This is a genomic window from Aromatoleum sp., assembly GCF_035254505.1.
Taxonomy (GTDB): Bacteria; Pseudomonadota; Gammaproteobacteria; order Burkholderiales; family Rhodocyclaceae; genus Aromatoleum.
Window position 1 is genome coordinate 1 of the sequence record NZ_DATFAO010000052.1, and the last position, 23,768, is coordinate 23,768.

The following is a 23,768-nucleotide window of genomic DNA, read 5'->3' on the forward strand; positions in this document are numbered from 1 at the left end:
ACCCTGCCGCTTCCACCCCGCCCTCCCGCGTCCTGCACCCTGGCCTGCGCAGCAGGATCATGCCGGCCGACGCGGCCGCCGCCTTGATCCGCAACGGCGACAACGTCGGCATGAGCGGCTTCACCGGCGCGGGCTACCCGAAAGCCGTGCCCCCGGCGCTCGCGCGGCGCATCGAGGAGGCCAACGGGGGCGGCAACACGTTCCGCATAGGCGTGTGGACCGGCGCGTCCACCGCGCCCGAGCTGGACGGCGCGCTCGCGAAGGTGGGCGGCATCGAGATGCGGCTGCCCTACCAGTCCGACCCCACCTGCCGCGCCCGCATCAATGCCGGCGAGATGGAGTACGTCGACATCCACCTGTCGCACGTCGCGCAGTTCGTCTGGTCGGGCTTCCTCGGCAAACTGGACGTCGCGGTGGTCGAGGTCGCCGGCATCCTCGAGGACGGGCGGCTCGTGCCCTCGTCCTCGGTCGGCAACAACAAGACCTGGCTCGACCAGGCCGACCGCATCATCCTCGAGGTGAACTCCTGGCAGAGCGCGCACCTCGAAGGCATGCATGACATCTACTACGGCACGCAGCTGCCGCCGCATCGCAAGCCGCTCCCGATCGTGCAGCCGTCCGACCGCATCGGCGAACCTTATCTGCGCTGCGACCTGAACAAGGTCATCGCCGTCGTCGAGACGCACAGCCCGGACCGCAACTCGGCCTTCTCGGCGCCCGACGAGAATTCGCGTCTGATCGCCGCCCACATCCTCGAATTCTTCCAGCACGAAGTTCGCAAGGGCCGTCTGCCGAAGGACCTGCTGCCCTTGCAGTCGGGTGTCGGCAATATCGCCAACGCGGTGATGGCCGGCCTCAACGACGGCCCCTTCGAGAACATGACGGCCTACACCGAGGTGCTGCAGGACGGCATGCTCGACATGATCCGCTCCGGCAAGCTCGCCTGCGCGTCGGCAACCGCCTTCTCGCTCAGCAATGACGCGCTCTCCCGCCTCAACGCGGATCTCGAACGCTACCGCGAGCGCATCATCCTGCGCCCGCAGGAGATCAGCAATCACCCGGAAGTGATCCGCCGCCTGGGCGTGATTGCGATGAACGGCATGATCGAGGCCGACATCTACGGCAACGTCAATTCGACGCACGTGATGGGCAGCAAGATCATGAACGGCATCGGTGGCTCGGGCGACTTTGCTCGTAACGCCTACCTGTCGATCTTCATGACGCCTTCGCAGGCGAAGAACGGCGCCGTATCGTGCATCGTGCCGATGGCCTCGCACGTCGACCACACCGAGCACGACGTGCAGGTCATCGTCACCGAGCAGGGCCTCGCCGACCTGCGCGGTCTGTCGCCGAAGCAGCGTGCGCGCGTCGTGATCGAGAACTGCGCGCATCCGGATTTCCGCCCGGCGTTGCGCGACTACTCCAAGCGAGCGCTCGAGCGCTCGCCCGGTCGGCAGACGCCGCACCTGCTGGAGGAAGTGTTCGACTGGCACCTGCGCGCACTGCGCGGCGAGCCGATGTAAGGGGCGGGTGCGCGGAAAGGTGAGTGGCGCTAAGCGGCAGGCTTTCGCGCGCCTGCCGATTGCATATACCATGGTCACTTCCGCGCACCTCCAAGAACCAGGAATCCTCCCGACATGAACAAACCCGCCAAGATCGCCACCGCCGTCGCCGTGGCGCTCGGTCTCGCCTATCCGGCCACTGCCTGGCTGCTGGGCAAGCAGGTCGAAAGTGCTCTCGACGCCCAATACCAGCAGCTGAGCGAGCAGCCCTACATCAAGGTCGTGGAGCGCAGCTTCGAGCGCGGCGTCTTCCATTCGACCGAACTCGTGACCTTCGAACTCAACGGCGAACTGCTGAGCGCGCTGGCGCGTGCGGGCGAGGAAGAGGCAGCGACGACGGACGCACCGGTGGAGCCGGTGCGCTTCACGGTGCGCTCGGAAATCGCGCACGGGCCGCTGCCCGGACTGCGGACGATCGGGGCAGCCACCGCCGAAGCCGGTCTCGTGCTCGACGAGGCCGCGAAGGCGCAACTGGCGAAGGTGTTCGGCGATGCCGCGCCGCTGCAGCTCAAGACGGTCTATGGATTCTCGGGCGGCGGCAGCACGACGCTGACGAGCCCGGGCTTCAAGACGACGGTGCCGGCGAAGGACGGCGGCGAGCGCCACGTCAGCTGGCAGGGCCTGAAGTTCACCGTCGATTTCACGCGCCACATGCAGCGCTACTCGATGCAGGGCGAGGCGCCCGGCCTCGAGATCGAGGACGGCGCTGCGCATGTCGTCGTCAGTGGCATCCGCATGAGCGGCGATCAGTCGCGGGTCTTCGAGGACGAGCCCCTGCTGTACGCCGGCACCCAGAAGATCACGATCGACGAAGTCCGCATGACGCCGCGCGCGGCGGCCGCGGCCGGCGAAGGCGGCGAGAAGGCGGAGCCGCTGCTGCTCAAACAGGTGGCCTATGACGTGAGTTCCCCCGCGAAAGGCGAGTTCATCGACATCAGCGCAAAGTTCGGTGCCGAGACGGTGCAGGTCGGCGCGCAGGACTACGGACCGGCGCACTACGACCTGAGCCTGAACCATCTGCATGCCCGCACCCTCGCCAAGCTGTCCCGTGCGGTGATGAGCATGTATTCGGAGGAGGCACTGCGGCAGGCGAAGCAAGGCCAGACGGCCTTCGCTCTGGCGGCGCTCGCCGAGCCTGCGCGCGAGCTGCTGGCGCACGATCCCGAGATCAGCATCGACCGCATCAGCTTCCGCAGCCCGCACGGCGATGCGACGATGGCGCTGCGTGTGCGCACCAACCAGCTCTCGCCCGACGACCTGCAGAACCCGTTCGTGCTGATCGGCAAGCTCGACGTGACTGGCAATGCATCGCTGCCCGAGGGCCTGATTGCCGACATGCAGAAGGACGAAGCTGGTTCGGCCGAGGAAGCTGCGCGCCGCGTCGACCTGCAGCTCGCGGGCTACGCTGCCCAGGGGCTCGTGCAGCGCGAGCAGGGCTTCGTGAAATCGGCGCTGGAATTCCGCGGCGGCGAGTTGAAGATCAACGGCAAGCCGGTCAATCCCTTCGCGCTCGGTGCCGCCGCGGGTAGCGACAGCGCAGCACACGCGCAGTCCGGCAGCCTGACGGCGCCGGCGCAGTAATTCGTCGGAAGGCCGGGCTCCCGAGGGTTGCCCGGCCTCATCCCACCCTTATTTCAGAACGAGGCGCGCGTTCAACTGCTGGACCGGGCGGTTGTTCGGGCCGTTCATTGCCTGGGTCAGCGCCTCGACCTGGCTGCGGGCGATCGTGAGCGGCTGCTGCATCACGAGCCAGGCGACGCCTTCCGTGCACGGCGGCGTCGTCAGCGAACCGCTGTAGCGGAAGTAGTCGCGGCTCGCCGGCAGCAGCGACTTCAGCGCCGGACCGTCGCCGAATGCGACGTGCTCACCGGCGACCTTCGGGGCCTTGTCCTGCAGCAATGCGATGGCATCGTTCTTCGCGCCTTCCTCGAGCATCACCGCCACGACGGCCAGATTGCCGTCGCTGTCCGCATGCACGAAGTGCGCTTCGGCTGCGAAGCTGCGCCCGGCGATGAGATTTTCGCTCGGCGTGTGGAAATGCACCTGCTTCAGTTCGTACTGGTGTCCGGCGACGTTGATCGTGCTGCCCGGCGCGAAGTTCACCTGCACCGTGTGGCCGTTGTTGAGAATTTCCCGGCTTTCGAGCGTGTAGGAGAAGGCGATCGGCTCGAGCTCGGCCTTGATCGTCGAATCCACATTGATGGGCGACTGGTTCTTGCCGCCGGCGCACATCGCAAAATGAGGTTCCAGCTCACCCCAGTGCTCGGGGCCCGAATGGCCGTCGTAGGTCCAGTGGGGCGCATGGCCGGCGTGACCTGCGTCGGAGGCGAACGCGCACGGCGCGGCGGACAGGGAAAGAAGCAAGGCAAGACGCAGGGCAGATTGCATTGGACTACTCCTTTGGCATAAATACGAGGTGATCGTATTATGTTGCCCTGCAGCATCCGCTTCAACGCGGAATCCGTTTCGGTTTGATGTCAGTCAAATTAATGATTGTTAATAAAACGGACGGGATCTTAGTCGAAGAGACGAAGATTGACGCCTACGTCGGGTGCGTGGCCTTCCGGCGAGCCCGGCTCTCCCGGTCGCAGCAGCGAGCCGACGCGGACGCCGAGTAGCCGCAGGCGCTGTTCGAAGCGGATGCGCTTGAGGCAGCTGCGCACGGCGGCGAGGATCGCGGCCGCGTCGTCGGTGGCGCGATCCAGCGTCACATCACGCGTGACGGTGCGGAAGTCCGCGTAGCGCAATTTGACGCCGATCGTGCGGCCGGCGTAGCCCTTGCGTGTGAGGTCCCCGGCGACGCGCTCACACAGCTTCACGAGGATCGCCGTCAATTCGTCCCGATGGGCGCGCACGTCGAGATCACGTTCGAAGGTTGTTTCGCGGCTGATGGACTTCGGCTCACGTTCGGTGACGACCGGCCGCTCGTCGCGCCCGTGCGCGGCTTCGTGCAGCCAGCGGCCGTAGTGCTGGCCGAATTCGTCGACCAGGAAGTCGGGCGCAGCCGCGGCGAGTTCGCCGATGCTATGGATGCCGAGCGCCTCCAGGCGTTCGTTCGCCCGCGGACCGATGCCGTTGATCTTGCGGGCAGGCAAGGGCCAGATTCGGGTCGGGATGTCGATCTCGTCGATGACGGTGAGGCCGTCGGGCTTCTGTAGGTCGGAGGCGATTTTCGACAGGAGCTTGTTCGGCGTGATGCCGATCGAACAGGCCAGGCCGGTTGCGGCGCGCACGGCGTCCTTGATGCGTTGGGCGAGTTCGACGGTTTCGCCGGCGACGTCGGTCAGGTCGATGTAGATCTCGTCGATGCCGCGGTCTTCAATGTGAGGCGCGATCTCGGCGACAGCCGCTTTGAAGAGGCGCGAGTAGCGGATGTAGTCGTCGAAGTTTGCCGGCAGCAGGATCGCGTCGGGGGCGAGCGCGGCGGCCTTCATGAGGCCCATGCCGGAATGCACGCCTAGCGCCCGTGCGGCGTAGCTCGCGGTGGTCGCGACGCCTCGGCCGACATAGTCGCGCAGGCGGGGGAAGCCTTCTTCCGGCGAAAGCATCCCGCGGCGCCCGCCGACGACGACGGGCTGGCCGGTGAGTTGCGGGTAGCGCAGCAGTTCCACAGACGCGTAGAAGGCGTCCATGTCGAGGTGGGCGATGCGACGTGACATGGGGAGGCGGATCAGTAGATGCGGCGGACCTGCCAGCCGTCGTTCTGCAGCAGTTTCAGCATGCCCTTATTGCCGTACAGATGCAGCGCGCCGACGGCGGCGAAGGTGTGGCCGCGGCGCAGGTGGGTCTGCAGGCGGTAGGCCATCGTGACGCTGCGGTCTTCGATGATCTTCTTCTCGAATATGGCGAAGTGGCGTTGTTCCTCCGCGCTGGTGCCGGCATTGCGGCGCGCGAGCGTCGTGAGTTCGGCGAGGTTGCGGCGCAGGTAGGCGCGGATGCTGTCTTCGAGTTCGTCGTGCAGTGCGTCGTAGCGCTCGAGGGCGACGGTGAGCAGCGCGAGCTGGGTTTCCTCGGGCAGGTCGTCGAAGACGGCGATCTGTTCTTCGACGCTGTCGAGTTCCTCGACGCGTTTGTTGGCGTAGCGCGCGCGAACGTAGAGCGAGATGTCGAGGCTTTCGCCGCCCTCGATCGCGGCGGCGGTGGCGAGCAGCAAGGCGGCCCAGGGCTTGAGGTGGTCGAGGCGTTCGTGGGTGAGTCCACGTTGCGCGAGGAGCGATTCGAGTTCGGCGTAGGCGGAGGGGGAGAGCAGCCGCGACAGCCGGCCGCCGTTCTCGAGTTGGCTGGCTTCGCTGAAGCGTTGGGCGACGGCTTCGTCCGGGTAGAGTTCGAGCGCGAAGGTGCGGGATTTCGAGAAGGCTTCGGCGACCGGAGGTGGCAGTTTGAGGACGCGCGGATCGGCGATGTGCATGGTGCCGAAGAGGTAGCTCGGCGCGACGCCGGGACGCGTGATCTCCCACAGCAGGCCGTGCTCGAACGGCGCCGCCTGCGCGCTGCCGGCGAGCATCAGCAGGAAGCTCGCGAGGACGTACAGGAGGCGCGTGAAGGGCATCATGCCTGCAGGCCTACTCGGCGGCAGTCTCTATGCGTTTCGTGACGTGGTCGACGACCGCGACGTCGATGATCTGCGCATCTGACGGCGTTATGGTGGCAGCAGTGAGGCGTTCGTCGAGGTTGAAGTGGTCGGGATGACGGTGCGGGAGCATGGCGGTCCTCGGTTTCGAGCCCCGATATTGTGGGGCATCCGGGGGCCGCGGGGGGCACGGCCTTGGATTCGCCCGCCGGGCAGACGCTCGCGGCCTTCGGCTCCCCGCCACGTTACGGTCCGCGGGGGCTGCGACGCAAACTCGCCCCCTGCGGGGGCTCAGACATGCGTCGCCTTATTTCCCCCGCGGGTCGCAACGCGGCGGCGCTCACGACAGCCCGGCGGGCGAATCCAACGCCGTGCTTCGCCGCTGTGCCCAATACTGCGAACCGGTCGTCGGGCCGGCAGCCCATATGGTTCGGTGTCGAAGCCCTACCACCACTCTTCGGCACGCCGGCCGTGAGCCAAGCCGAAGGGCTCGGGGCGAACGGACGTACTTGGCGGCCGATTTAGAGCAGGTTTATCCGCTTCGCCGCTTCGCGCAGCTCGCCCCGGAAGTCGGGGTGGGCGATGCCGATCAGCGCCTCGCAGCGCTGCTTGGCGCTCTTGCCGCGCAGCTGGGCGACGCCATATTCGGTGACGACGTAGTTGATGTCGTTCTTGCTCGTCGTGACGTGGGTGCCGGGTGTCAGCGTCGGCACGATGCGCGAGATGGTGCCGTCCTTGGCGGTCGAGGGCAGCACGATGAAGGCCTTGCCGTCTTTCGAGCGGTTTGCCGCGCGCACGAAGTCGGCCTGTCCGCCAGTGCCGGAGTAGGGCGCGAAGCCGAGGCTTTCCGAGCCGCACTGGCCGAGGAAGTCGACCTGCATCGTGGCGTTGATCGCGATCAGCTTGTCGTTTTGCGCGGCGAGATACGGGTCGTTGGTGACGTCGACCGGGTGCATCTCGAGCGCCGGGTTGCGGTGCATGTGCTGGTAGAGCTTGTTCGAGCCGAGCGCGAACGTCGCGAGCATCTTGCCGGGCTTGTGCGTCTTCTTGCGGTTGGTGACGGCGCCGGATTCGATCAGGGTGAGGATGCCGTCGCCGATCATCTCCGTGTGAATGCCGAGGTCGTGCTTGTGCTTGAGCTGCATCACGACGGCGTCGGGGATGCCGCCATATCCGATCTGCAACGTCGAACCGTCGTCGATCAGGTCGGCGACGTACTTGCCGATCGCTTCCTGGACGGGGCCGATCGCCGGCAGGCCCACTTCGGTCAGTGGGCCGTCGCTGGTGACGATCGCGGCAACCTGAGAGACGTGGACGTGGCAGTCGCCGTAGGCGAAGGGGACGTTCGGGTTCACTTCGAGGATGACGGCCCGCGCCTTCTTCACCGCTGCCATCGTGTAGTCGGGGCCGAGCGAGAGCGCGAAGTAGCCGTGTTCGTCCATCGGTGAGGCCATCGAGAAGACGACGTCGGCGGGCGTCAGGCCGCGGTCGATGAGCTGCGGGATTTCGGAGAAGTAGTTCGGCATGAAGTCGATCCAGCCCGCCTGGCCGCCCGCGCGCGAGGCGCCGCCGAAGAAGTACGCGCTGTGGCGGACGTTGCGGACGGTTTCGGGGTCGAAATAGCCGTATTTGCGCAGCGGCAGGATCTGACTGACGACGACGTTCTCGAGGCCATGACGCTGTTCGGACAGCGCTTCGAGCAGGGTCGGCGGTTCGCCCACGCCGGTCGGTACAACGATGGTGTCACCCGATTTGATGAGGGATATCGCGTCGGCCGCGTTCATGCGCTTTTTCTGGTACAGGGTGTGTGCGTTCATGGCGTCTCTCTCCGTTTCCTGACTTGTCATGGCCAAATTGCGGCGCGATTATACCCATAACCATACTGGTGCGTATGGTAAACATACGCATGCGTATGGGACGCCCTCCGTCCCCGTTTTGGGGAGAGGAGGCCGTGCAGAGCAAGGCGGAACGAAGTGCGCTCGCGCGCTCAGCGACCGGTGCTGGGCCCGCGGTGGAAGATGAGGTCCTCGACCGGCTCGCCGCCGGCGAGGTGCTGATCGACGATGCGCTGCATGTTGTCCGGCGTGGCGTTGTAGTACCAGACGCCGTCCGGCTGCACGCAGACCACCGGGCCTCCTTTGCAGGCGGCGAAGCAGGACACGCGCGTGCGCTTGACGCGCAATTCCCCCTTGTCGAGCCCGGCCGCCTTGAAGGTGTCGCCGAGGCTGTCGAAGAGGGTTTGCGATTCGCCGTTCTGTGTACACCGGGGGCCGGTGCACACCAGCAGGTGGCGGCGGTAGGTGCCGAGCTTGGGTTTTGCGACCTCGCTCATTGGATCTCCTTCCGATCGCTGCGCGACCATTGTCCCGCGGGGGCAAGAGCGCCGTCTTCGGGTCGTCGGGCGGCACTACTCATGCGAACGTCTCCCCTTCGGCTGTGGCGTCGTCTTCGACGGCGTCGTCGGCGAGTGCCGCGGTGATGTAGTCGACCGGCAGCGCGTAGCGGCGCGCGAGTTCCTCGGCGCTTTCACCGCTCTCGCGCAGGCTCTCGAGCCAGCCGTTGAGGCCGGTCGACAGCGAGCGGCCGGCCTTTTCGCCGTCGCGGGTGGTGCCCGATTCGACGTCGTACTTGTTCGCATAGCCGCGCGGCGTGACCATCAGGCCGTTGCGGACGAAGGTGTTCGAGTTGCCGATCAGCACGGTGCTGAGCATGCCGATCTCGGATTCGGCCATTTTTTCGAGGGTAGTGAACTCGATGCGCTGCTTCGGCCGGTAAGCGGACTTCACGATCGCGACCGGCGTGTCGGGACGGCGGTGCGCGAGGAAGAGGCGTTGCGCTTCGACGATCTGGCGCGCGCGGCGTCCGCTCTTCGGGTTGTAGAGCGCGACGACGAAATCGGAGGCCGCTGCGGCGTGCAGGCGCCGTGCGATCACCGGCCAGGGCGTCAGCAGATCGGAGAGCGAGATCGCGCAGAAGTCGTGCGTCAGCGGTGCACCGACCAGTGCCGCGCAGGTGTTGAGCGCGGACGCGCCGGGAATGATCTCGACTTCGATGTCCGAGTCGGGCGTCCAGCCGGCTTGGAACAGCACTTCGAAGGTCGGACCGGCCATGCCGTAGACGCCTGCGTCGCCCGACGAGATCAGCGCGACCTTCTTGCCCTGCTTGGCGCGGTCGAGCGCTTCGATCGCGCGGTCGAGCTCCTCGGTCATCGACTTCTTGACGACTTCCTTGCCTTCGACGAGGTCGGCGACCAAGCGGATGTAGGTGACGTAACCGATGACGGTGTCGGCTTCGGCGATCGCGGCGCGCGCGCGGCCGCTCATGTGTTCCACGCTGCCGGGCCCGAGGCCGACCAGCATGATCTTGCCTGTGCTCATGGTGTTCTCTCTTTGTTGAGGGCGCTGGCGGGATGAACCCGCCGTTTTGCGCCGGGTGGCCGGCAGCCGCGTGTCAAATGGGGTGCCGGAACCTTATCCGCTTCGCGCTTCCGTCCTAGACGTGCGCGGTCGTTGGGGAACCGAGCGTGGCGAGCGCCGGGCGCACCCAGCGCGCGACGGCCCAGCCGGCGAGGCCGCCGAGGGTAAGCCATTCGATCGCGCTCGAGATTGCGGCGGCGATCGCGAACTGGCCGGTCAGCGCTTCCATCTGGCGTGCCACTTCGTCGCTGTAGGCGGCGAAGGCGCCGTCGATGTGCGGGGCGCCGAGCGCGTAGGGCAGGGCCAGCAGGGCGATCCCGAGCCAGCGCAAACGGCCGGGCACGAAGGCGAGAACGCCAAGGCCGACTGCCGAGCAGACGACGGCGACGAGCCACCAGGTCTGGCGAGCATCCAGCGCCGCAGCGGCGGTGCCGGGGATTTCCGGCGGCAGACCCAGCGAGGGCGCGGCGAAGACGCACAGCCAGGCGGCGGCGCCCCACAGGAGGCCCGCGCGTGCCGAGGCGACGCGGCGGCCACGCAGATGTTCCCAGGTCGTGATCGCGGCGATCAGCACGAGGCTGAAGCCGATCGCGGTCATCACGTTGGCGATCGCGGTCCAGACATGCCGTTCGGTGCCGTCTGCGGGCTCCCAGGCTGCTTCCTCATGGACGTGGGCGGCGCCATGGGCGTCGTCGTGGTCATGAGCCATCGCGGCAGCAGGTTCGGGGGCTTCGGCGGCTTCGGTCGAGCCTTCGAACACTTCCGCAGCGGCGATGATCGGGATGACCTGCCAGTGCTGGACGGCACTCACGAGCAGGCCGGCGAGCGCCCCGACCAGCAGGGCGCACAGGACGATACGGCGGAACAGCATGTCCGGCTCCGTGCTTAGTGGCAGGGGAAGACGTTGGAGTGGCGCGTGTCGTGCGCGGCGTTGTGGGCGGCGGCGATGTGGCTGAAGCCGACGCCGTAGACGATCACGGCGCCGAGCAACGCAGCGCTCAGGACGGGCATCGCGATGGCCAGCAGGGCGCTCTTCGGACGGGCGATTTGCAGGGTGGCTTGCTGTTGCATGGTGGTTCTCCTTCTTTGATGGTGTGACAGCGTTTGAAAATCAGTTCGATGCCGGCATGCGGGCGACCGACACGGTGGCATTGCGGCCGTCGGGCCCGCGCAGTTTGTGTTTTTCGACGATGAGTTGCGTGAGGTCAGTCCCGGCTGCGATCAGGGCGGCGGCCTCCGAAACGGACGGCGTGCCGGTGTATCGGAGCACGGTCTCCGACGGGTTGGGGACATCGACGGTGGCGAGCACGGCGGCCGGGTGAAACGTCAGTACCCACCCGTGGCGTGCTGCGATTTCGAGCAACCCGGCTTCGTCGGCCTTGAGGTCGATGCTCGCGACCGCGCGTACGTCGGTGAGGAACGCGCCCGCCTGGGCGAGCGCCTCGTCGATCGCGCGGGCGATCGTCTCCGTCGGCGTGCCGCGGTCGCAACCGAGCCCGAGGGCAACGGGATTACGAGAGGGGGCGCGTGAGGCGTTCACGCGGCCACCTGGGGCGGACGGTAGATCACGCGCCGCCCGGCGAGGCGTTCGGGCCAGCCAGCAGGCAGATCGCGCTGGCTGATCCACAGCACGGCGCCGAATTTCTCGGGATCGACGTCCTCGAGGCGTTCGAATCGCTTGAGATTCGCCGGGAGCGGGCCGCTGCGGCCGTTGGCGTGGCGCACCCACCAATCGCCGCTGCCGGCTTCCTGCACGAGGGCGACGGGCTCGTCGTTCACGACCGCGGCGCTTGCGCGCACGATCTCGTCATGGCTCGCGTCGAAAGTCCAGCCGAGTTCGCGCCCCAGGAGATCCACGGCGAGCGTCTCGCGAGCGTCGGAGGCGGTCGTGAGCACGGGCTGCGCGTCGAGCGCCGCGGCGAGCACGCCGGCGAGCGCGTTGGCCCCGCCGAGGTGGCCGGAGAGCATCGGGATTGCGTAGCGCCCGCCTTCGTCGAGCACGACGATGCCGGGGTCCTGCGCCTTGTCCTTCAGGTGCGGCGCGATCAGGCGCACGATGGCCCCGAGCGAGACGATCGCCACGATGCCGTCGAAGCTCGCGAAGAGCGCCGGGATCTGGTCGCCGGTCTTCCCCGTGTAGCAGGTGGCGGCGCCGGGGGCCGCGGCTTCGGCCTCGGCGCGGAATTTCTCGGGGGCGAAGAGCTGCGCGCCGGGGATCGCGGCGACGACCTTGCCGGCGTGCGCGATACCGTGCTTCGTGATCGAGACGACCGCGACACGCTCGTTGGGGAAGGGCAGCTGGACGCTCATGCGGCTTCCTCCGCCGTCGTCACAACTGTTCCGTTCTCCGCACGCTTGCGGCAGCCGCGACGCAGCTCTCCGCGGGCGCGCTTGGGGTTCTGTACGAGCAGCAGCGATAGGTAATTGACCTTCTCTCCGCGCAGGCTCGCGACGTCCTTGACGACGCGCTCCTCGGGCGAGCCGACCTTCTCGATGAAGCAGCTCGTCGCGAGGAGATCGCGCGCTTCGAGCAGCTCCAGCACTTCGTCGAGGAGCGGCTTCACCTTCATCAGCACCAGCGTGTCGAACTCGTCGAGGAGGTGGTCGATCACCGACACGCCGTAAGCCGCGGGGATCACGGCGACGGTCTCGTCCTCTTCGGCGAGCGCGACGTCGGCGCAGGCGGCCGCTGCGGCGAAGGAACTCACGCCGGGGATGGTCTCGACTTCGATCTCGGGCACAAGCTCGCGCACCGAGCGGGCGAGGTGGCGGAAGGTCGAGTAGGTCGAGGCGTCGCCCTCGACGAGGAAGGCGACGTCGCGCCCTTCGGCGAGGAGCTCGGCGGTGCGGACCGCGGCGCGCGCCCACGCTTTCGCGAGTGCGACCGCGTCGCGCGTCATCGGGAACACCAGTTCGACGGCGTCGGCCGGCACCTCGAGGCCGCCACGCACGACGATGTCGAGCGCGTACGAGCGTTCCTCGGCCTTCTTCACCGGGTAGGTCCAGCGCGCGTCCGACTGCAGCGCGGTCCAGCCGCGGCGCGTAATCAGGTCGGGATCGCCGGGGCCGAGCGACACGCCGATTAGGCGGCCGTAGCGGGGCGTGGGGAGCGCGTCATTCATTGTTCTTCTCTGCTTGGGAAGAGGTGTTCTTAGAGGTGTTCTTATACGCGGTGACGATCCACACCGGGTTCTGCGCGGCGAGCCGGTGCATGTCGAGGATCGGCTGGCTGCGGGCCGCCGACAGCATCGTCACTTCCCACGCGGCGCTGGCCGCGGCCAGCGCCGCGGTCGCGGTCGCGAGGTTTTCGATCGTCACGAAGTTCATCACGAGCCGCCCGGAGGGTCTTAGACGCGCGAGAATCAGTTCGATCAGGTGCGCGAGCTCGCCGCCCGACCCGCCGACGAAGACTGCGTCCGGATCGGGCCAGGCGTCGAGGCCCTCCGGCGCCTTGCCCTCGACGAGCGTGTAGTTCGTCGCCTGCAGGCGGCGGGCGTTTTCGCGCGCGTTCGCGGCATCGCCCACGTTCTTCTCGATGGCCCAGACGTGGCCGAGGCGGGCGATGCGCGAGGCTTCCAGCCCGACAGAGCCCGACCCGGCGCCGATGTCCCAGACGAGACTGTCGGTCCGCAGCCCCAGCTTCGCCAGCGACACCGCGCGCGCTTCGATCTTGGTGATCAGGCCCTTTTCGGGCTGGCGCTGCACGAAGTCGGAATCCTCGAAGCCGAACACGGCGCGTGGGGCGGAAGCGGCTGCGCGGTCGATGACGACGATGTTCGGATCGGGGAATTCACGCGCAGCGGCTTCTTCAAGCTTGAGATCGGCGAAGATCGCTTCGTCCGCCAGGCACAGGCGTGCCGCGACCGACATGCGGACGTCGTCGCCGTAACCGGCAGCAAGAAGCGCGCGCGCAATGCGATCGGGACTGTTCGCCGGCCCCGTGAAGGCCGCAACGCGCGCATGTTCGGCGACCGCACGCACGATGCCGTAAAGGCCATGTCCGGGCGTCGCACCGTTGAACCATTCGCCGGCGTCGGCGCCGTGGCAGGAGCGAATCGCAGTTTCCTGCCAGGTCTTGTTCAGCCGCGCGCAGGCGAGTGCGACCGTCGACGGCGCGGGCAGTACCTCGACCTTATCCGCGCCGATCTTGTCGATCAGGAAGCGCGCGATGCCATGACACAGCGGGTCGCCGGTCGCGAGCACGGTCACCGCGAGATGGTCGCCAAGCGCGGCGCGCACCCATTCGGGCGTCTTTCCGAGCGCGCCATCCATGTCGCGCAGTTCGACGTCGGCCCCGAGATGCGGCGAGACGAGATCCAGCGTGCGGCGTGCGCCGATCACGACGCGGCTCGCGGCGAGGCGTGCGCGGCCGGTGGCGGAAAGCCCCTCCCAGCCGTCGTCGAGGATGCCCAGGATCAGGCAGCGGGGCTTAGACATTCGGAGTCCTCCACGGTGACGATGGGTACGCCTTCAAAGTTGAACGCGAGCACGGTCAGGCGGTGTGGGCCGGGATAGCGTTCGCGCAAGGTACGGATCGCGCGCAACGCGAGCGCGCGATGGAAGGGCACGGTGAGCCCGAGTTCGGCGAGGCTTTCGGCGGCGAAGCGCGCAGTCTCGGCGGAGCGGATCTGCTCGACGACCTCGGGCGGTGCGCCCGCTTCGATCGCGGCGTCGGCGATCAGCGCGCGGTCGATTTCAGCGCGCCACGCATGCGTCACCGACAGGCCCTGCGCGATCTTCGTGAGCTTGCCGACCATCGCGCCGAGCACGATGTGGCGCATGCCGAGCTTCACCGCCGTGGTGAAGGAGGCCTTGACGAAGTCGCCGAACTCGACGAAACAGGCTTCGTCGAGTTCGGGGAACACGCGCATCGCGCCTTTCTCGGTACGCCCGCCGGTAGTCAGAACCACCGTAGTCTGCCCCTGCGCCGCCGCGACTTCGATCGCCTGCACCACGCTCGCCCGCCACGCGGCCGTGGAGAACGGGCGCACGATGCCGGTCGTGCCGAGGATCGAGATGCCGCCGAGGATGCCGAGGCGCGCGTTGAGCGTCTTTTTCGCCATCTCCTCGCCGCCCGGCACCGAGATCGTCACCTCCAGGCTGTCGCCCGTGGCGAGGATCGCAGCACCCGCCCGCGCGACGTTCTCGCAGATGTTCCTGCGCGGCACCGGGTTGATCGCGGGCCCGCCGACTTCGAGCCCGAGGCCCGGTTTCGTGACGACGCCGACGCCCGGCCCGCCCTTCAGGATCACCTCGCCCCCGCCATCGCGGATCCGGCGCACGTCGGCGGTCAGATGCGCCTTGTCGGTCGCATCCGGATCGTCGCCCGCGTCCTTGATACTCACCGCGTGGGCGCGGTCGCCGTCGACTCGCCCGTCGCTGATGCGGAAAGTCACGTGCATTGTGTTCGGCAGCACGCACTCGATCTCGGCCGGCACCTCGCCGTGCACGAGGCCGAGCGTCGCCGCGGTCGCCGCGGCGGCCGAGTTCGCACCGGTCGTGAAGCCCGTGCGGTTGCCGCGCTCGCGCTTCGCGTCGCCCTTCCTGACCTTCTCCGGCAAGACGTGGCCTGCTGCCATCATTCGACTCCGCTCGTTACCCGATCAGGCCGTCAGCGCCTGCTGTTCGCGCTGGCGTGCTTCGGCGAGCCCCAGCAGCGCATGGATCGCGGCGACGACCAGCGTCGAGCCGCCCTTGCGGCCGCGGATCACGATCCAGGGGACCTCCAGCACTTCGGCCATCAGGTCCTTCGACTCGGCCGCCGACACGAAGCCGACCGGCATCCCGATCACGAGCGCGGGCCGCGCGCCTTCCTCGCGGATCAGGCGCACGACCTCGATCAGCGCCGTCGGCGCGTTGCCGATGCCGACGATCGCCCCGTCGAGCAGGCCCTGACGATGCGCCTTTCTCATCGCCTGTACGGCGCGAGTGGTCTCCTCGGCCTTCGCCTGCTCGATCACGTCGGTGTCGGAGATGAACTGGTGGGTCGTAATGCCGAAGTGCGCGAGGCGCGAGGCTGACAGCCCGACGCAGATCATCTCGACGTCCGCGACCACACGCGTGCCACCCGCGAGAATCGCGTCGAGACCGGCGGCGACCGCTTCGAGGTGGAATTCGGTCAACCCGTTGAATTCGAAGTCCGCGTTGGCGTGGATCATGCGGCGCACGACCGGCCACTGCTCGGGGCGGTAGTCGTGACGGCCGACCTCGGCGTCGATGATCGCGAAGGAATCGTGCTCGATCGCGCGTCCGGCGGCGGTGAGCTGTTCGGTGACGACGTTCGTGTTCATGGTTCAGGCGTGGGCGTGGTGAGCGCAGCCGGCGTGCGGCGCATGGTTGTGGGAGCAGGCATGGCCATGATCGTGGCCGTGGTGCGCGTGGTCGTGCCCGCCGTGCCCGTGATGACCGGCGGTATGGCTATGGTCGTGCAGATGCTCGGCCTCGGCGGCGAGGCGGTACTTGCAGCCGTCGCATTCGAGCAGCGGGGCGTCCCCGGCTTCCGCATCTGCGACACGTGCCTCGACCAGTTCGAAAATCCCCTTGTCGAACCCGAAATGGGTGCCGAGTGCGAAGGCGATCTGCGGGTATTGCGCACGCAGCCGCTCGAGCTGTGCGTCGATGCGCTCGATCAGCACGCCGGTGAAGAGATACACCGGCACGATCGCGATCTGCGTCATCCCCAGGCGCACCTGGCGCTGTACGGCCGTTTCCAGCCGCGGCCAGGTCACGCCCGTGAAGGCGAGGTCGATCAACTCGTGGTCGGTCGCTTCAAAGATCCAGCGCGCCATCTTCGCCAGCTCGCCGTTCGCGCCTGCGTCCGAGGAGCCGCGCCCGAGCAGGATCACCCCGGTCGTGCAAGGATCGGGCATGTGCAGCGCTTGCATCAGGCGGTCGAGCTGGCCCGCGAGCACGTCGAAGATCTCGCGCCCCATGCCGAGGTGGCGCGTGCATTCGAAGGCAACGCCCGGATGCCGCTCGCGCGCATGCTCGATCGCGGCCGGGATCTCCATCTTCACGTGGCCCGCGGCGTTGAGGATGAAGGGGATTACGATCACGCGCTTCGCCCCGTGCGCTGCGCGATCGAGCCCCGTGTCGAGCAGCACGTCCGCGTACTCGATGAAGCAGGCCTCGATGCGCCATTCGGGGCGACGCACGCGCCACTCGGCGGCGAAGCGTTCGATCTCGTCATTTCCCGCGCGCTTGCGCGACCCGTGGCCAACCAGCAGGATCGTGGTGTCTTGCATCATGCGTTCTCCGTGACGGAGGCCCGGCGGAAGCGGTGGCTGAAGCTCGGGTCGTAGAGTTTGGAACGGGCGATCTCGGGCCAGTCGCGGGCGCCCAGCGCGGGGCTCGCGATGATCATCGCCTGCGAGGCGATCTTCTCCGCTTGGCACTTCTTCTTGATGTCGGCGAGCGTGCCGCGGACGATCTTCTCTTCGCCCGGCCAGCTCGCCTTCTGCACGACCAGGATCGGCGCATCCTCCGGCCAGCCGGCGCGGCGCAGCGCGTCCTGCACCTCGTGCAGCAGCGTGATCGACAGAAAGATGCACAGCGTCGTGCGGTGCGCCGCGAGCGCGTCGAGCTCCTCGCCCGAGGGCATCGGCGTGCGGCCGGCGACGCGCGTCAGGATCACCGTCTGCGTGACTTCGGGCAGCGTCAGTGTCTCGCCGGCCGCGGCCGCGGAAGCGAGCGCCGAGGACACGCCCGGCACGACCTTCCACGGCACGCCCGCCGCATCGAGCAGGCGCGTCATCTCGACCAGCGCGCCGTAAAGGCCCGGATCCCCGGTCTGCAGACGCACGACGGTTTCGCAGCGCAATGCGGCGTCGATCAGCCACGCGCTCATCTCCTCGAGCGTCATGTCCTTCGAGTCGCGGATCGCGCAGCCTTCGGGCGCGTAAAGCGTCGCAGCCTGGTCGACGAGCGACCCGGCGAACAGGATGCCGCCCGCGTGTTCGAGCAGGCGACGACCTTTGACGGTGATCAGGTCCGGATCGCCCGGACCGGCGCCGACGAACCAGACGGTCCCCGACGCGGTTTCGGAATGCATGACGACTCCCCGCGAGTGCGTTGAACGAGCGCTCCGGGGAAGGACGACGACCGACCGTGGCCGCTCCAAGCGGACGTAGTCGGATCGGTACTTGTGGCTGGGTCGATGAGGGCGTGTGGAGCAGAAGACTGCGGCAGACGCGATCGGATTCCAGTCGGCAAGCCCTCACCCCGGGGCACAAACCTACTAACTCGATCGGGCCGGTCTTCTGGCTTGCCTTCTCCCGGACTCCGCCGCCTTCCCGAGCGCAATGCTCAGTGGCGTGTGGCGGATCCGTCAGGCTTACAGCAGCGGGGGCTGCGCCGGACTGGTCGGGGGAGCATGTCCCCGGACGTCACCGGACTTCCCGTTTCACCCCTCCACGCGGTCGCATGGCGGGGAACCCGGATCGAAAACAAGTGCGAGCATAGCGATCGGCTTTACGCAATGCAAGTTGCACGGAGAGCTTGCTGCACTGCACATTTGGCTAGCGTATGCAGAAGGCGTTCCAAGCCGCCGAATCTACGGTTATGCTGGTAGCGATGAAGACTGCTGATACCGGGATTCGTTAATGCCAACACTGCCACGCGTCAGTGCAGTACCGCTTTACCTCTCGCGCACCTATCACTGGGCCTATCTCGACCACCGGACGCTGCCTTGGCTGGATCGTTCGCTCGTCGTGTCGACGATCCTGTGGGGCAACGCGGCGCGCCTGATGCAGGCGGCGGTGGAGGAGTTCCAGGCCGGCCAGAGACTCCTGCAGGCAGCCTGCGTCTACGGCCCGTTCTCGCGCATGCTGGCCGACCAAGTCGGCGCCGAGGGGATGCTCGACGTGGTCGACGTGGCGCCGATCCAGATCGCCAACGTGCGCCGCAAACTCGACGGCCTGCCGCAGGTGCAGGTGCGACAAGGCGATCTCGCTGTGCCCGACACCGTCGCTGCCGAAGCCTACGACGCCGTGTGCTGTTTCTTCCTGCTGCACGAAGTGCCGCCCATCGAGCGCGCGTGCATCGTGCACAACCTGCTGGGTGCGGTGCGGCCCGGGGGTAAGATTGTGTTCGTCGACTACCACCGCACGCATCCGTGGCATCCGCTGCGGCCGATCATGGCCCAGGTGTTCCGCTGGCTCGAACCTTTCGCCGATTCGCTGCTGGACGCGCACATCCCGGCACTGTCCGCGCATTCGGGCGACTTCGAATGGAAAAAGACCACCTTGTTCGGTGGTCTTTATCAAAAGCTCGTGGGGGTGCGGCGCAGTTGAGCCGCACCGTGACACGGAGGCTTAGTCGCCGCGGGAACCCGGCTTCGCGTTGAATAGCGCTGCACGCGGCGCCGGTCGGCGACCAGCGTCCGAGCGGGGCTGCTGCGAACGGGGTGCCTCAGTCGAACGCGGCGCCCGGTTGGCACTGGCGTCCTGCTGACGCGGCGCGCGGTTGCCATTCGCCTCGCCGCCGCGGGGGTTGCGGTTGTTCTGCCCTTCGGGGCGCGCCGGACGGCCCCCCGACGAGGCCGCTTCGCCCTGCCGTGCCGGCTGGCGATTTTGTCCATGGCTTTGCGCGCGCGGGGCCGGACGCTCGGTCTGCGGCTGGCGCGGTGCGCGGCTGTCGTTGCGGCGGCCGGACTGGCGCGGATCGCGAGCCGGACGCGAGGCGTCGTCGCCCGGATCGGGCGCGTGCGTCACGAATTCCGGTACCGGTGTGCGCTCGATGGTGCGCTTGATCAGGCGCTCGATCGAGGTCAGGTAGGACCTCTCCTCGCTATCGACGAAGGAGATCGCCTTGCCGCTCGAGCCCGCGCGCCCGGTGCGGCCGATGCGGTGCACGTAGTCTTCGGGCACATTCGGCAGCTCGAAGTTCACGACTTGCGGCAGCTGATCGATGTCCAGGCCGCGCGCCGCGATGTCGGTCGCGACCAGCACCGGCAGCGAGTTGTCCTTGAATTGCGACAGCGCCTTGGTGCGCGCCGACTGGCTCTTGTTGCCGTGGATCGCGGCGGAGGGGATGCCATGCTTGCCGAGGTATTCGGCGAGGCGGTTCGCGCCGTGCTTGGTGCGCGTGAAGACCAGCACCTGATGCCAGTCGTGCTCCTTCACCAGATGCACGAGCAGGTCGCGCTTCTGCTTCTGCGGCACGAAATACACCGACTGCTCGACGAGTTCGGTGGTCGTGTTGCGGCGCGCGACTTCGACGCAGCCCGGATTGTTCAGCAGGCCGTTCGCCAGCGAGCGGATTTCGTCCGAGAAGGTCGCCGAGAACAGCAGGTTCTGACGCTGCTTCGGCAGCATCGCGAGCACCTTGCGGATGTCGCGGATGAAGCCCATGTCGAGCATGCGGTCGGCTTCGTCGAGGACGAGGATTTCGACGCCCGACAGGTCAATCGTCTTCTGCCCTGCGTGGTCCAGCAGGCGGCCGGGAGTGGCGACGAGAATGTCGACGCGCTTCTTCAGCGCAGCGATCTGCGGATTGATATTGACGCCGCCGAACATGACCATCGAGGTCAGCGGCAGGTGCTTGCCGTAGGTCTGCACCGATTCCTCGACTTGCGCGGCGAGTTCGCGCGTCGGGGTCAGGATCAGGCAGCGCGGGCGTCCGGCCTTCGGGGTGGCGGCGGGCTTCGTGGAAAGGAGGTGCAGCAGCGGTAGCGTGAAGCCGGCGGTCTTGCCGGTGCCGGTCTGGGCCGCGGCGAGCAGGTCGCCCCCGGCGAGCACCAGCGGAATCGCCTGGGCCTGGATGGGGGTCGGACGCGTGTAACCGGATTCGGAAATGGCGCGCAGCAGCGGCTCGGCCAAGCCGAGGCCGGCGAAAGAAACTTCGGGTGTGTTCAAAAAGATGCTCCAGCGACGGCCTGACGCTCCTGCGGAGCGGCACCAATCGAGGCGGGCGGGGAAAAGGGACCGGATGGTCCTGAAAGGAAAGGCCGCGACCGATTGGCCAGGTACGCGACTGTGCGCATTGTACGTTTTTTTTGCGCGCTGCAAAAAAAGTTTTCCGGCGTGACTTTCCAGTGTCGACAAGCCTTATGCCTTGATTTTCATGCAAATTGTTGGGTTGCCTATTACTAAAGTCCAATTTTCACCCAAAATTGGGGTCGCTATAGTCCGTGTCGCCATCATGGTTTTACGGAGTGTTACCCATGGCAACACAATCGAACCACCTGTCCCGTATCCGTTCGCGACTCGCTCGCCGCCTCGGCCTGCGCGCTGCCGCCGGGCTGTTCCTGCTGACGTCGATCGCGCTGGGGTTCTTCGGGATCGCCGCGTCGCTGGTGGCCGGAACCTGGGAGGCCTTGGTTGCGGGGCACGTCGTGGATGCGCTGCTCGCCGCAGCGACCTTCATGGTGGCGGTTGCGATGGGCGCGGTGGCGGCCGGCTGGCTATTTGCGCCCGCTGCCCGCCCCGACGGCGTACGCTTGCCGCGGGAAGCGGCGGAACCGCTGTACCGTCTGATCGAGCGCATGGGCCGCCGTTTCGGCGGCGCGCGCATCGACGCGGTCTGGATCGTCGACGACATGAACGCCGCGATCCTGCAGCGGCCCCGTTGGGGTTGGGGCGGCCCGATGGAAACGCATCTGCTGATTGGTTTGTCGCTCGCACACAGCGTCTCGCGACGCCAGTTCAGCGCCATTCTCGCCCACGAGTTCGCGCACCTGGTGCTGCAGCGCCACGGCCTGCAGGCGTGGTGGGGGCATCTGCGCGCCTGGTGGTTCCGCGCGCTCGACCGCTGCGTCGAGGATGCGACCTGGCTCGGCGGCGTGCTGGAGCGCTGGTCGTCCACCGACCTGCGCGACGCGATGCGCCTGTCGCGGCTGGAGGAGTTCGAAGCCGATGCGCTCGCTGCCCAGGTCGTCGGCGCGCCGCTGGTCGGCGAGGCGCTGGTCGAGGTCGCGCTGAAGGAGCGCTTCCTCAGCGAGGACTACTGGCGCAAGATCATGGAGCAGAGCAGTTTCGAGCCGCGGCCGGTGATCCGACCCTTCCGTGAGATGGGGCTCGGCGTGATGGCCGGTTTCCGTCGCCCGATGCCGGGCAGCGTCGATATCCGCCACGTCTATGGCCAGCAGGCGTCTGCTTCTGACTTCCATCCGACACTCAACGAGCGCTTGCGTGCGCTGCGCGTTGCGCCGGTCGTGCCGCGCGCCGGCGCCAACACGCTGGCCAATGTCTGCCTCGGCCCCTTGCTCCCCACGCTGTCGTGGGTCTTCGATCGCGCGTGGTGGGAGGATTCGCGTCGCGACTGGCGTCAGCGCTACCGGCGCGCGCGCTGCGCCTGATCAGCCGCCGCCGCGACGCTTGCGCCGTGCCGTGTCGAGCTGTTCGCATAGCATCGAAGCGCCTTCCAGAATGCGCGGCGTGTGCCGCTGGATCAGTTCCGGCGGCACGAAATAGAGGTTGCCACTGCTGACTGCAGCGAGCCTGGGCCAGCGCTTCCACGCGTCGAGCCAATCCGGCCGCGCGTCCCCCATGCCGCTCGCGACGATCACTTCCGGGTTCGCCGCAAGCACCCCTTCCACGCCGATCGTCGGCGCCAGTTGATCGAGCTTGCCGAAGACGTTGACCCCGCCGCAGAGCCGCATCACGTCCGAGATCAGGTGCTCGTCGTTGACGGTCATCAGCGGCTTCTCCCAGATCTGGTAGAACATCCGCACCGGGGGGCGGCCGGCATAACGCCGCGCGAGTTCGGCCTTGCGCTGACGGAAGGCATCCGCTGCGGCACGCCCCTCGCGCTCGCTGCCGGCGGCCTTCCCGAAATTTTCGAGGCTGCGTGCGACGTCGTCGAGACTGTGCGGCTCGCTGATGAAGACCGGGATGCCTAGGGCCGCCAGCCGGTCGAGGTGGGCATCACGGTTGCCACTCTTCCATGCGATCACTAGATCGGGCTTCAGGGCCGCGACCGCCTCCATATCGATGTTGCTGTAGCCCCCGACGCGCGGTAGCTTGCGCGCGGCCGGCGGGTAGTCGCTGTAGTCCACTGCGCCGACGAGCCGATCTCCTGCCCCCGCCGCAAACAGCAATTCGGTGACGTGCGGCGCGAGGCTGACGATGCGTCGTGCCGGCTGCGCAAGGCGGATGCGCTGGCCCGCGTCGTCCTGCAACTCGACGTCCGCATATGCGGACGGGGCGAGGCACATGCAGGCGACGAGGGCTGTGGCGAGGGCGGCGGAAAGTCGAGTCAGCAGGTGGGGGCGCATGGGGCCTCGGAAGCTGGTGGCGCGGGGTGGGGGAGGTAGTGCGCCTTGTCCGCCGCGGCGTGCGGGCCGAGCGGATTGTCCGTCAGGCTGCCCTGGGTACCGGTTCCCGCCAAGCGCCGGGCGACCGCCTGGATGCCTTCGAAGCGGCTCGCGCACCACGCCGGCGCGAGCAGCGTTGGAGCGTTCGCCGTCGCCGAGACGCGGTGATAGACGACCGCTGCCGGCGTGCGGCGGATCATTTCGGCGGCGATCTCTGCGTAGGCGCCGAGTTCGGCCGGTGCGATCTCTCCGCGGCGCCAGGCGGCGGCCATGCGACTGCCCTTGACGATCATCAGCGGATGCAGCTTGAGCCCGGCGACGCCGAGCTCGAGCACGCGGTCCAGGGTGTCGAAACTACGTTCGAGCGGCTCCCCCGGCAGGCCGACGATGAGGTGCGTGCACACTGGCACACCGCGCGCCTGGGCACGAGAGACAGCGTCCGCGTAGGCGGCGAAGCCATGGCCGCGGTTTACGCGGGCGAGGGTCTCGTCGAAGGCGCTCTGCAGGCCGAGTTCGAGCCACACTTCGTAGCCCTGCTCGCGGTAGCCGGCGAGCAGATCGAGTACCGCATCGGGCACGCAATCGGGCCGCGTGCCGACGCACAAGCCGACGATGTCGGCGGCTTCCAGTGCCTCGGCGTAGAGGCGCTGCAGCGTTTCGACCTCCGCGTAGGTGCTGGTGTAGGCCTGGAAATAGGCGAGGTAGCGACGCGCCCGGTCCATCTTCGTACGACCCTCTGCGAGTTGCTGCGCGATCGGGGCTTCCGAGGCGTCGCTGAAGGAGCGCACGTTGCAGAAGGTGCAGCCGCCGCGGCCGAGCGTGCCGTCGCGGTTCGGGCAGGTGAAGCGGGCGTGCAGCGGCAGCTTGTGCACGCGCTCGCCGAAGCGGCCTCGCAGATGGCGGCCGATCGTGTTGACGTAGTGGTCGAGTTGCATGATCAGCCTATGCGGCGCTTTGGCACGGTGATG

Annotated in this window: 24 protein-coding genes and 1 riboswitch; of the genes, 4 read left to right on the forward strand and 20 right to left on the reverse strand. The window is 67.5% G+C overall.

The window, feature by feature from the left end; translation table 11 throughout:
• Nucleotides 1-59: 59 nt before the first annotated feature.
• Together scpC and VJ673_RS10025 are read left to right on the forward strand one after the other, a co-directional pair.
• The gene (gene scpC / locus VJ673_RS10020) at nucleotides 60-1,523 is read left to right on the forward strand and encodes a succinyl-CoA:acetate CoA-transferase ScpC (RefSeq protein ID WP_324126039.1); all 1,464 of its coding nucleotides are present in this window, start codon (nucleotides 60-62) and stop codon (nucleotides 1,521-1,523) included.
• Between the two features lie 114 nt (nucleotides 1,524-1,637).
• Nucleotides 1,638-3,143 carry a YdgA family protein gene (locus VJ673_RS10025; RefSeq protein ID WP_324125952.1) on the forward strand — a complete coding sequence of 502 codons (1,506 nt, stop codon included), beginning with the start codon at nucleotides 1,638-1,640 and terminating at the stop codon, nucleotides 3,141-3,143.
• Nucleotides 3,144-3,191: 48 nt separating this feature from the next.
• Here VJ673_RS10025 and VJ673_RS10030 read toward each other — a convergent pair whose 3' ends face one another.
• The 17 genes from VJ673_RS10030 to cobM all read right to left on the reverse strand — a co-directional run bounded on the left by VJ673_RS10030 (nucleotide 3,192) and on the right by cobM (nucleotide 17,598).
• Nucleotides 3,192-3,950, reverse strand: coding sequence for a carbonic anhydrase (locus VJ673_RS10030; protein WP_324125953.1), 759 nt, complete (start codon nucleotides 3,948-3,950; stop codon nucleotides 3,192-3,194).
• A 128-nt stretch (nucleotides 3,951-4,078) separates the two neighbouring features.
• Nucleotides 4,079-5,221, reverse strand: coding sequence for a DNA polymerase IV (gene dinB, locus VJ673_RS10035; RefSeq protein ID WP_324125954.1), 1,143 nt, complete (start codon nucleotides 5,219-5,221; stop codon nucleotides 4,079-4,081).
• An 11-nt stretch (nucleotides 5,222-5,232) separates the two neighbouring features.
• The gene (locus tag VJ673_RS10040) at nucleotides 5,233-6,114 is read right to left on the reverse strand and encodes a TraB/GumN family protein (RefSeq protein WP_324125955.1); all 882 of its coding nucleotides are present in this window, start codon (nucleotides 6,112-6,114) and stop codon (nucleotides 5,233-5,235) included.
• A 10-nt stretch (nucleotides 6,115-6,124) separates the two neighbouring features.
• Complete coding sequence (locus VJ673_RS10045; protein ID WP_324125956.1) at nucleotides 6,125-6,265, reverse strand: hypothetical protein; 141 nt, start codon at nucleotides 6,263-6,265, stop codon at nucleotides 6,125-6,127.
• 388 nt (nucleotides 6,266-6,653) lie between these two features.
• Nucleotides 6,654-7,949 carry an acetyl-CoA hydrolase/transferase family protein gene (locus VJ673_RS10050; protein WP_324125957.1) on the reverse strand — a complete coding sequence of 432 codons (1,296 nt, stop codon included), beginning with the start codon at nucleotides 7,947-7,949 and terminating at the stop codon, nucleotides 6,654-6,656.
• A gap of 170 nt (nucleotides 7,950-8,119) precedes the next feature.
• Nucleotides 8,120-8,464 carry a (2Fe-2S) ferredoxin domain-containing protein gene (locus VJ673_RS10055; protein ID WP_324125958.1) on the reverse strand — a complete coding sequence of 115 codons (345 nt, stop codon included), beginning with the start codon at nucleotides 8,462-8,464 and terminating at the stop codon, nucleotides 8,120-8,122.
• Between the two features lie 79 nt (nucleotides 8,465-8,543).
• Entirely contained in the window at nucleotides 8,544-9,509 is a 966-nt protein-coding gene (gene cobJ / locus VJ673_RS10060; protein ID WP_324125959.1) for a precorrin-3B C(17)-methyltransferase, read from the reverse strand.
• A 115-nt stretch (nucleotides 9,510-9,624) separates the two neighbouring features.
• Nucleotides 9,625-10,419, reverse strand: a complete 795-nt coding sequence (locus tag VJ673_RS10065; RefSeq protein WP_324125960.1) for a CbtA family protein — start codon at nucleotides 10,417-10,419, stop codon at nucleotides 9,625-9,627.
• Nucleotides 10,420-10,433: 14 nt separating this feature from the next.
• On the reverse strand, nucleotides 10,434-10,619 hold the full coding sequence (locus VJ673_RS10070; RefSeq protein ID WP_324125961.1) for a CbtB domain-containing protein: 186 nt from the start codon (nucleotides 10,617-10,619) through the stop codon (nucleotides 10,434-10,436).
• Nucleotides 10,620-10,659: 40 nt separating this feature from the next.
• Nucleotides 10,660-11,088, reverse strand: coding sequence for a cobalamin biosynthesis protein (locus VJ673_RS10075; RefSeq protein ID WP_324125962.1), 429 nt, complete (start codon nucleotides 11,086-11,088; stop codon nucleotides 10,660-10,662).
• The gene (locus VJ673_RS10080) at nucleotides 11,085-11,858 is read right to left on the reverse strand and encodes a cobalamin biosynthesis central domain-containing protein (protein ID WP_324125963.1); all 774 of its coding nucleotides are present in this window, start codon (nucleotides 11,856-11,858) and stop codon (nucleotides 11,085-11,087) included. Before VJ673_RS10080 ends, VJ673_RS10075 begins: the two co-directional genes overlap by 4 nt.
• A complete protein-coding gene (gene cobI / locus VJ673_RS10085; RefSeq protein WP_324125964.1) occupies nucleotides 11,855-12,670 on the reverse strand; it encodes a precorrin-2 C(20)-methyltransferase in 816 nt (271 codons plus the stop codon). The genes VJ673_RS10080 and cobI overlap by 4 nt, the downstream gene beginning before the upstream one ends.
• Nucleotides 12,663-13,985 (reverse strand): precorrin-6y C5,15-methyltransferase (decarboxylating) subunit CbiE, encoded by a 1,323-nt coding sequence (gene cbiE / locus VJ673_RS10090; protein WP_324125965.1) that lies wholly within the window; start codon nucleotides 13,983-13,985, stop codon nucleotides 12,663-12,665. Before cbiE ends, cobI begins: the two co-directional genes overlap by 8 nt.
• Nucleotides 13,964-15,127: a cobalt-precorrin-5B (C(1))-methyltransferase gene (locus VJ673_RS10095; RefSeq protein WP_324126040.1), complete on the reverse strand. Its 1,164-nt coding sequence runs from the start codon at nucleotides 15,125-15,127 to the stop codon at nucleotides 13,964-13,966. Before VJ673_RS10095 ends, cbiE begins: the two co-directional genes overlap by 22 nt.
• A 24-nt stretch (nucleotides 15,128-15,151) precedes the next feature.
• Nucleotides 15,152-15,838: a precorrin-8X methylmutase gene (locus VJ673_RS10100; protein ID WP_324125966.1), complete on the reverse strand. Its 687-nt coding sequence runs from the start codon at nucleotides 15,836-15,838 to the stop codon at nucleotides 15,152-15,154.
• 3 nt (nucleotides 15,839-15,841) lie between these two features.
• Nucleotides 15,842-16,792 carry a sirohydrochlorin chelatase gene (locus VJ673_RS10105; protein ID WP_324126041.1) on the reverse strand — a complete coding sequence of 317 codons (951 nt, stop codon included), beginning with the start codon at nucleotides 16,790-16,792 and terminating at the stop codon, nucleotides 15,842-15,844.
• A complete protein-coding gene (gene cobM / locus VJ673_RS10110) occupies nucleotides 16,792-17,598 on the reverse strand; it encodes a precorrin-4 C(11)-methyltransferase (RefSeq protein ID WP_324125967.1) in 807 nt (268 codons plus the stop codon). Before cobM ends, VJ673_RS10105 begins: the two co-directional genes overlap by 1 nt.
• Before the next feature lie 181 nt (nucleotides 17,599-17,779).
• Nucleotides 17,780-18,001, reverse strand: a riboswitch (cobalamin riboswitch).
• A 147-nt stretch (nucleotides 18,002-18,148) separates the two neighbouring features.
• Between cobM and rquA the strand changes: the two genes are divergently transcribed.
• The gene (rquA, locus tag VJ673_RS10115) at nucleotides 18,149-18,838 is read left to right on the forward strand and encodes a rhodoquinone biosynthesis methyltransferase RquA (protein ID WP_324125968.1); all 690 of its coding nucleotides are present in this window, start codon (nucleotides 18,149-18,151) and stop codon (nucleotides 18,836-18,838) included.
• Between the two features lie 21 nt (nucleotides 18,839-18,859).
• Here the strand turns inward: rquA and VJ673_RS10120 are convergent, their stop codons facing one another.
• Complete coding sequence (locus VJ673_RS10120) at nucleotides 18,860-20,401, reverse strand: DEAD/DEAH box helicase (protein WP_324125969.1); 1,542 nt, start codon at nucleotides 20,399-20,401, stop codon at nucleotides 18,860-18,862.
• Nucleotides 20,402-20,709: 308 nt separating this feature from the next.
• Between VJ673_RS10120 and VJ673_RS10125 the strand changes: the two genes are divergently transcribed.
• Nucleotides 20,710-21,843 carry a M48 family metallopeptidase gene (locus VJ673_RS10125; protein ID WP_324125970.1) on the forward strand — a complete coding sequence of 378 codons (1,134 nt, stop codon included), beginning with the start codon at nucleotides 20,710-20,712 and terminating at the stop codon, nucleotides 21,841-21,843.
• Here VJ673_RS10125 and VJ673_RS10130 read toward each other — a convergent pair whose 3' ends face one another.
• Both VJ673_RS10130 and mnmL read right to left on the reverse strand, forming a co-directional pair.
• Entirely contained in the window at nucleotides 21,844-22,761 is a 918-nt protein-coding gene (locus VJ673_RS10130; protein WP_414635644.1) for a cobalamin-binding protein, read from the reverse strand.
• Entirely contained in the window at nucleotides 22,743-23,735 is a 993-nt protein-coding gene (mnmL, locus tag VJ673_RS10135) for a tRNA modification radical SAM protein MnmL/YtqA (RefSeq protein ID WP_324125971.1), read from the reverse strand. The genes VJ673_RS10130 and mnmL overlap by 19 nt, the downstream gene beginning before the upstream one ends.
• Nucleotides 23,736-23,768 lie beyond the last annotated feature (33 nt).

What these genes read in the sequence shown, in the direction of transcription:
- scpC (WP_324126039.1), top strand. Translation starts at nt 60, where the DNA reads ATGCCGGCCGACGCGGCCGCCGCCTTGATCCGCAACGGCGACAACGTC.
- VJ673_RS10025 (WP_324125952.1), top strand. Translation starts at nt 1,638, where the DNA reads ATGAACAAACCCGCCAAGATCGCCACCGCCGTCGCCGTGGCGCTCGGT.
- VJ673_RS10030 (WP_324125953.1), bottom strand. Translation starts at nt 3,950, where the DNA reads ATGCAATCTGCCCTGCGTCTTGCCTTGCTTCTTTCCCTGTCCGCCGCG.
- dinB (WP_324125954.1), bottom strand. Translation starts at nt 5,221, where the DNA reads ATGTCACGTCGCATCGCCCACCTCGACATGGACGCCTTCTACGCGTCT.
- VJ673_RS10040 (WP_324125955.1), bottom strand. Translation starts at nt 6,114, where the DNA reads ATGATGCCCTTCACGCGCCTCCTGTACGTCCTCGCGAGCTTCCTGCTG.
- VJ673_RS10045 (WP_324125956.1), bottom strand. Translation starts at nt 6,265, where the DNA reads ATGCTCCCGCACCGTCATCCCGACCACTTCAACCTCGACGAACGCCTC.
- VJ673_RS10050 (WP_324125957.1), bottom strand. Translation starts at nt 7,949, where the DNA reads ATGAACGCACACACCCTGTACCAGAAAAAGCGCATGAACGCGGCCGAC.
- VJ673_RS10055 (WP_324125958.1), bottom strand. Translation starts at nt 8,464, where the DNA reads ATGAGCGAGGTCGCAAAACCCAAGCTCGGCACCTACCGCCGCCACCTG.
- cobJ (WP_324125959.1), bottom strand. Translation starts at nt 9,509, where the DNA reads ATGAGCACAGGCAAGATCATGCTGGTCGGCCTCGGGCCCGGCAGCGTG.
- VJ673_RS10065 (WP_324125960.1), bottom strand. Translation starts at nt 10,419, where the DNA reads ATGCTGTTCCGCCGTATCGTCCTGTGCGCCCTGCTGGTCGGGGCGCTC.
- VJ673_RS10070 (WP_324125961.1), bottom strand. Translation starts at nt 10,619, where the DNA reads ATGCAACAGCAAGCCACCCTGCAAATCGCCCGTCCGAAGAGCGCCCTG.
- VJ673_RS10080 (WP_324125963.1), bottom strand. Translation starts at nt 11,858, where the DNA reads ATGAGCGTCCAGCTGCCCTTCCCCAACGAGCGTGTCGCGGTCGTCTCG.
- cobI (WP_324125964.1), bottom strand. Translation starts at nt 12,670, where the DNA reads ATGAATGACGCGCTCCCCACGCCCCGCTACGGCCGCCTAATCGGCGTG.
- cbiE (WP_324125965.1), bottom strand. Translation starts at nt 13,985, where the DNA reads ATGTCTAAGCCCCGCTGCCTGATCCTGGGCATCCTCGACGACGGCTGG.
- VJ673_RS10095 (WP_324126040.1), bottom strand. Translation starts at nt 15,127, where the DNA reads ATGGCAGCAGGCCACGTCTTGCCGGAGAAGGTCAGGAAGGGCGACGCG.
- VJ673_RS10100 (WP_324125966.1), bottom strand. Translation starts at nt 15,838, where the DNA reads ATGAACACGAACGTCGTCACCGAACAGCTCACCGCCGCCGGACGCGCG.
- VJ673_RS10105 (WP_324126041.1), bottom strand. Translation starts at nt 16,792, where the DNA reads ATGCAAGACACCACGATCCTGCTGGTTGGCCACGGGTCGCGCAAGCGC.
- cobM (WP_324125967.1), bottom strand. Translation starts at nt 17,598, where the DNA reads ATGCATTCCGAAACCGCGTCGGGGACCGTCTGGTTCGTCGGCGCCGGT.
- rquA (WP_324125968.1), top strand. Translation starts at nt 18,149, where the DNA reads ATGCCAACACTGCCACGCGTCAGTGCAGTACCGCTTTACCTCTCGCGC.
- VJ673_RS10125 (WP_324125970.1), top strand. Translation starts at nt 20,710, where the DNA reads ATGGCAACACAATCGAACCACCTGTCCCGTATCCGTTCGCGACTCGCT.
- VJ673_RS10130 (WP_414635644.1), bottom strand. Translation starts at nt 22,761, where the DNA reads ATGCGCCCCCACCTGCTGACTCGACTTTCCGCCGCCCTCGCCACAGCC.
- mnmL (WP_324125971.1), bottom strand. Translation starts at nt 23,735, where the DNA reads ATGCAACTCGACCACTACGTCAACACGATCGGCCGCCATCTGCGAGGC.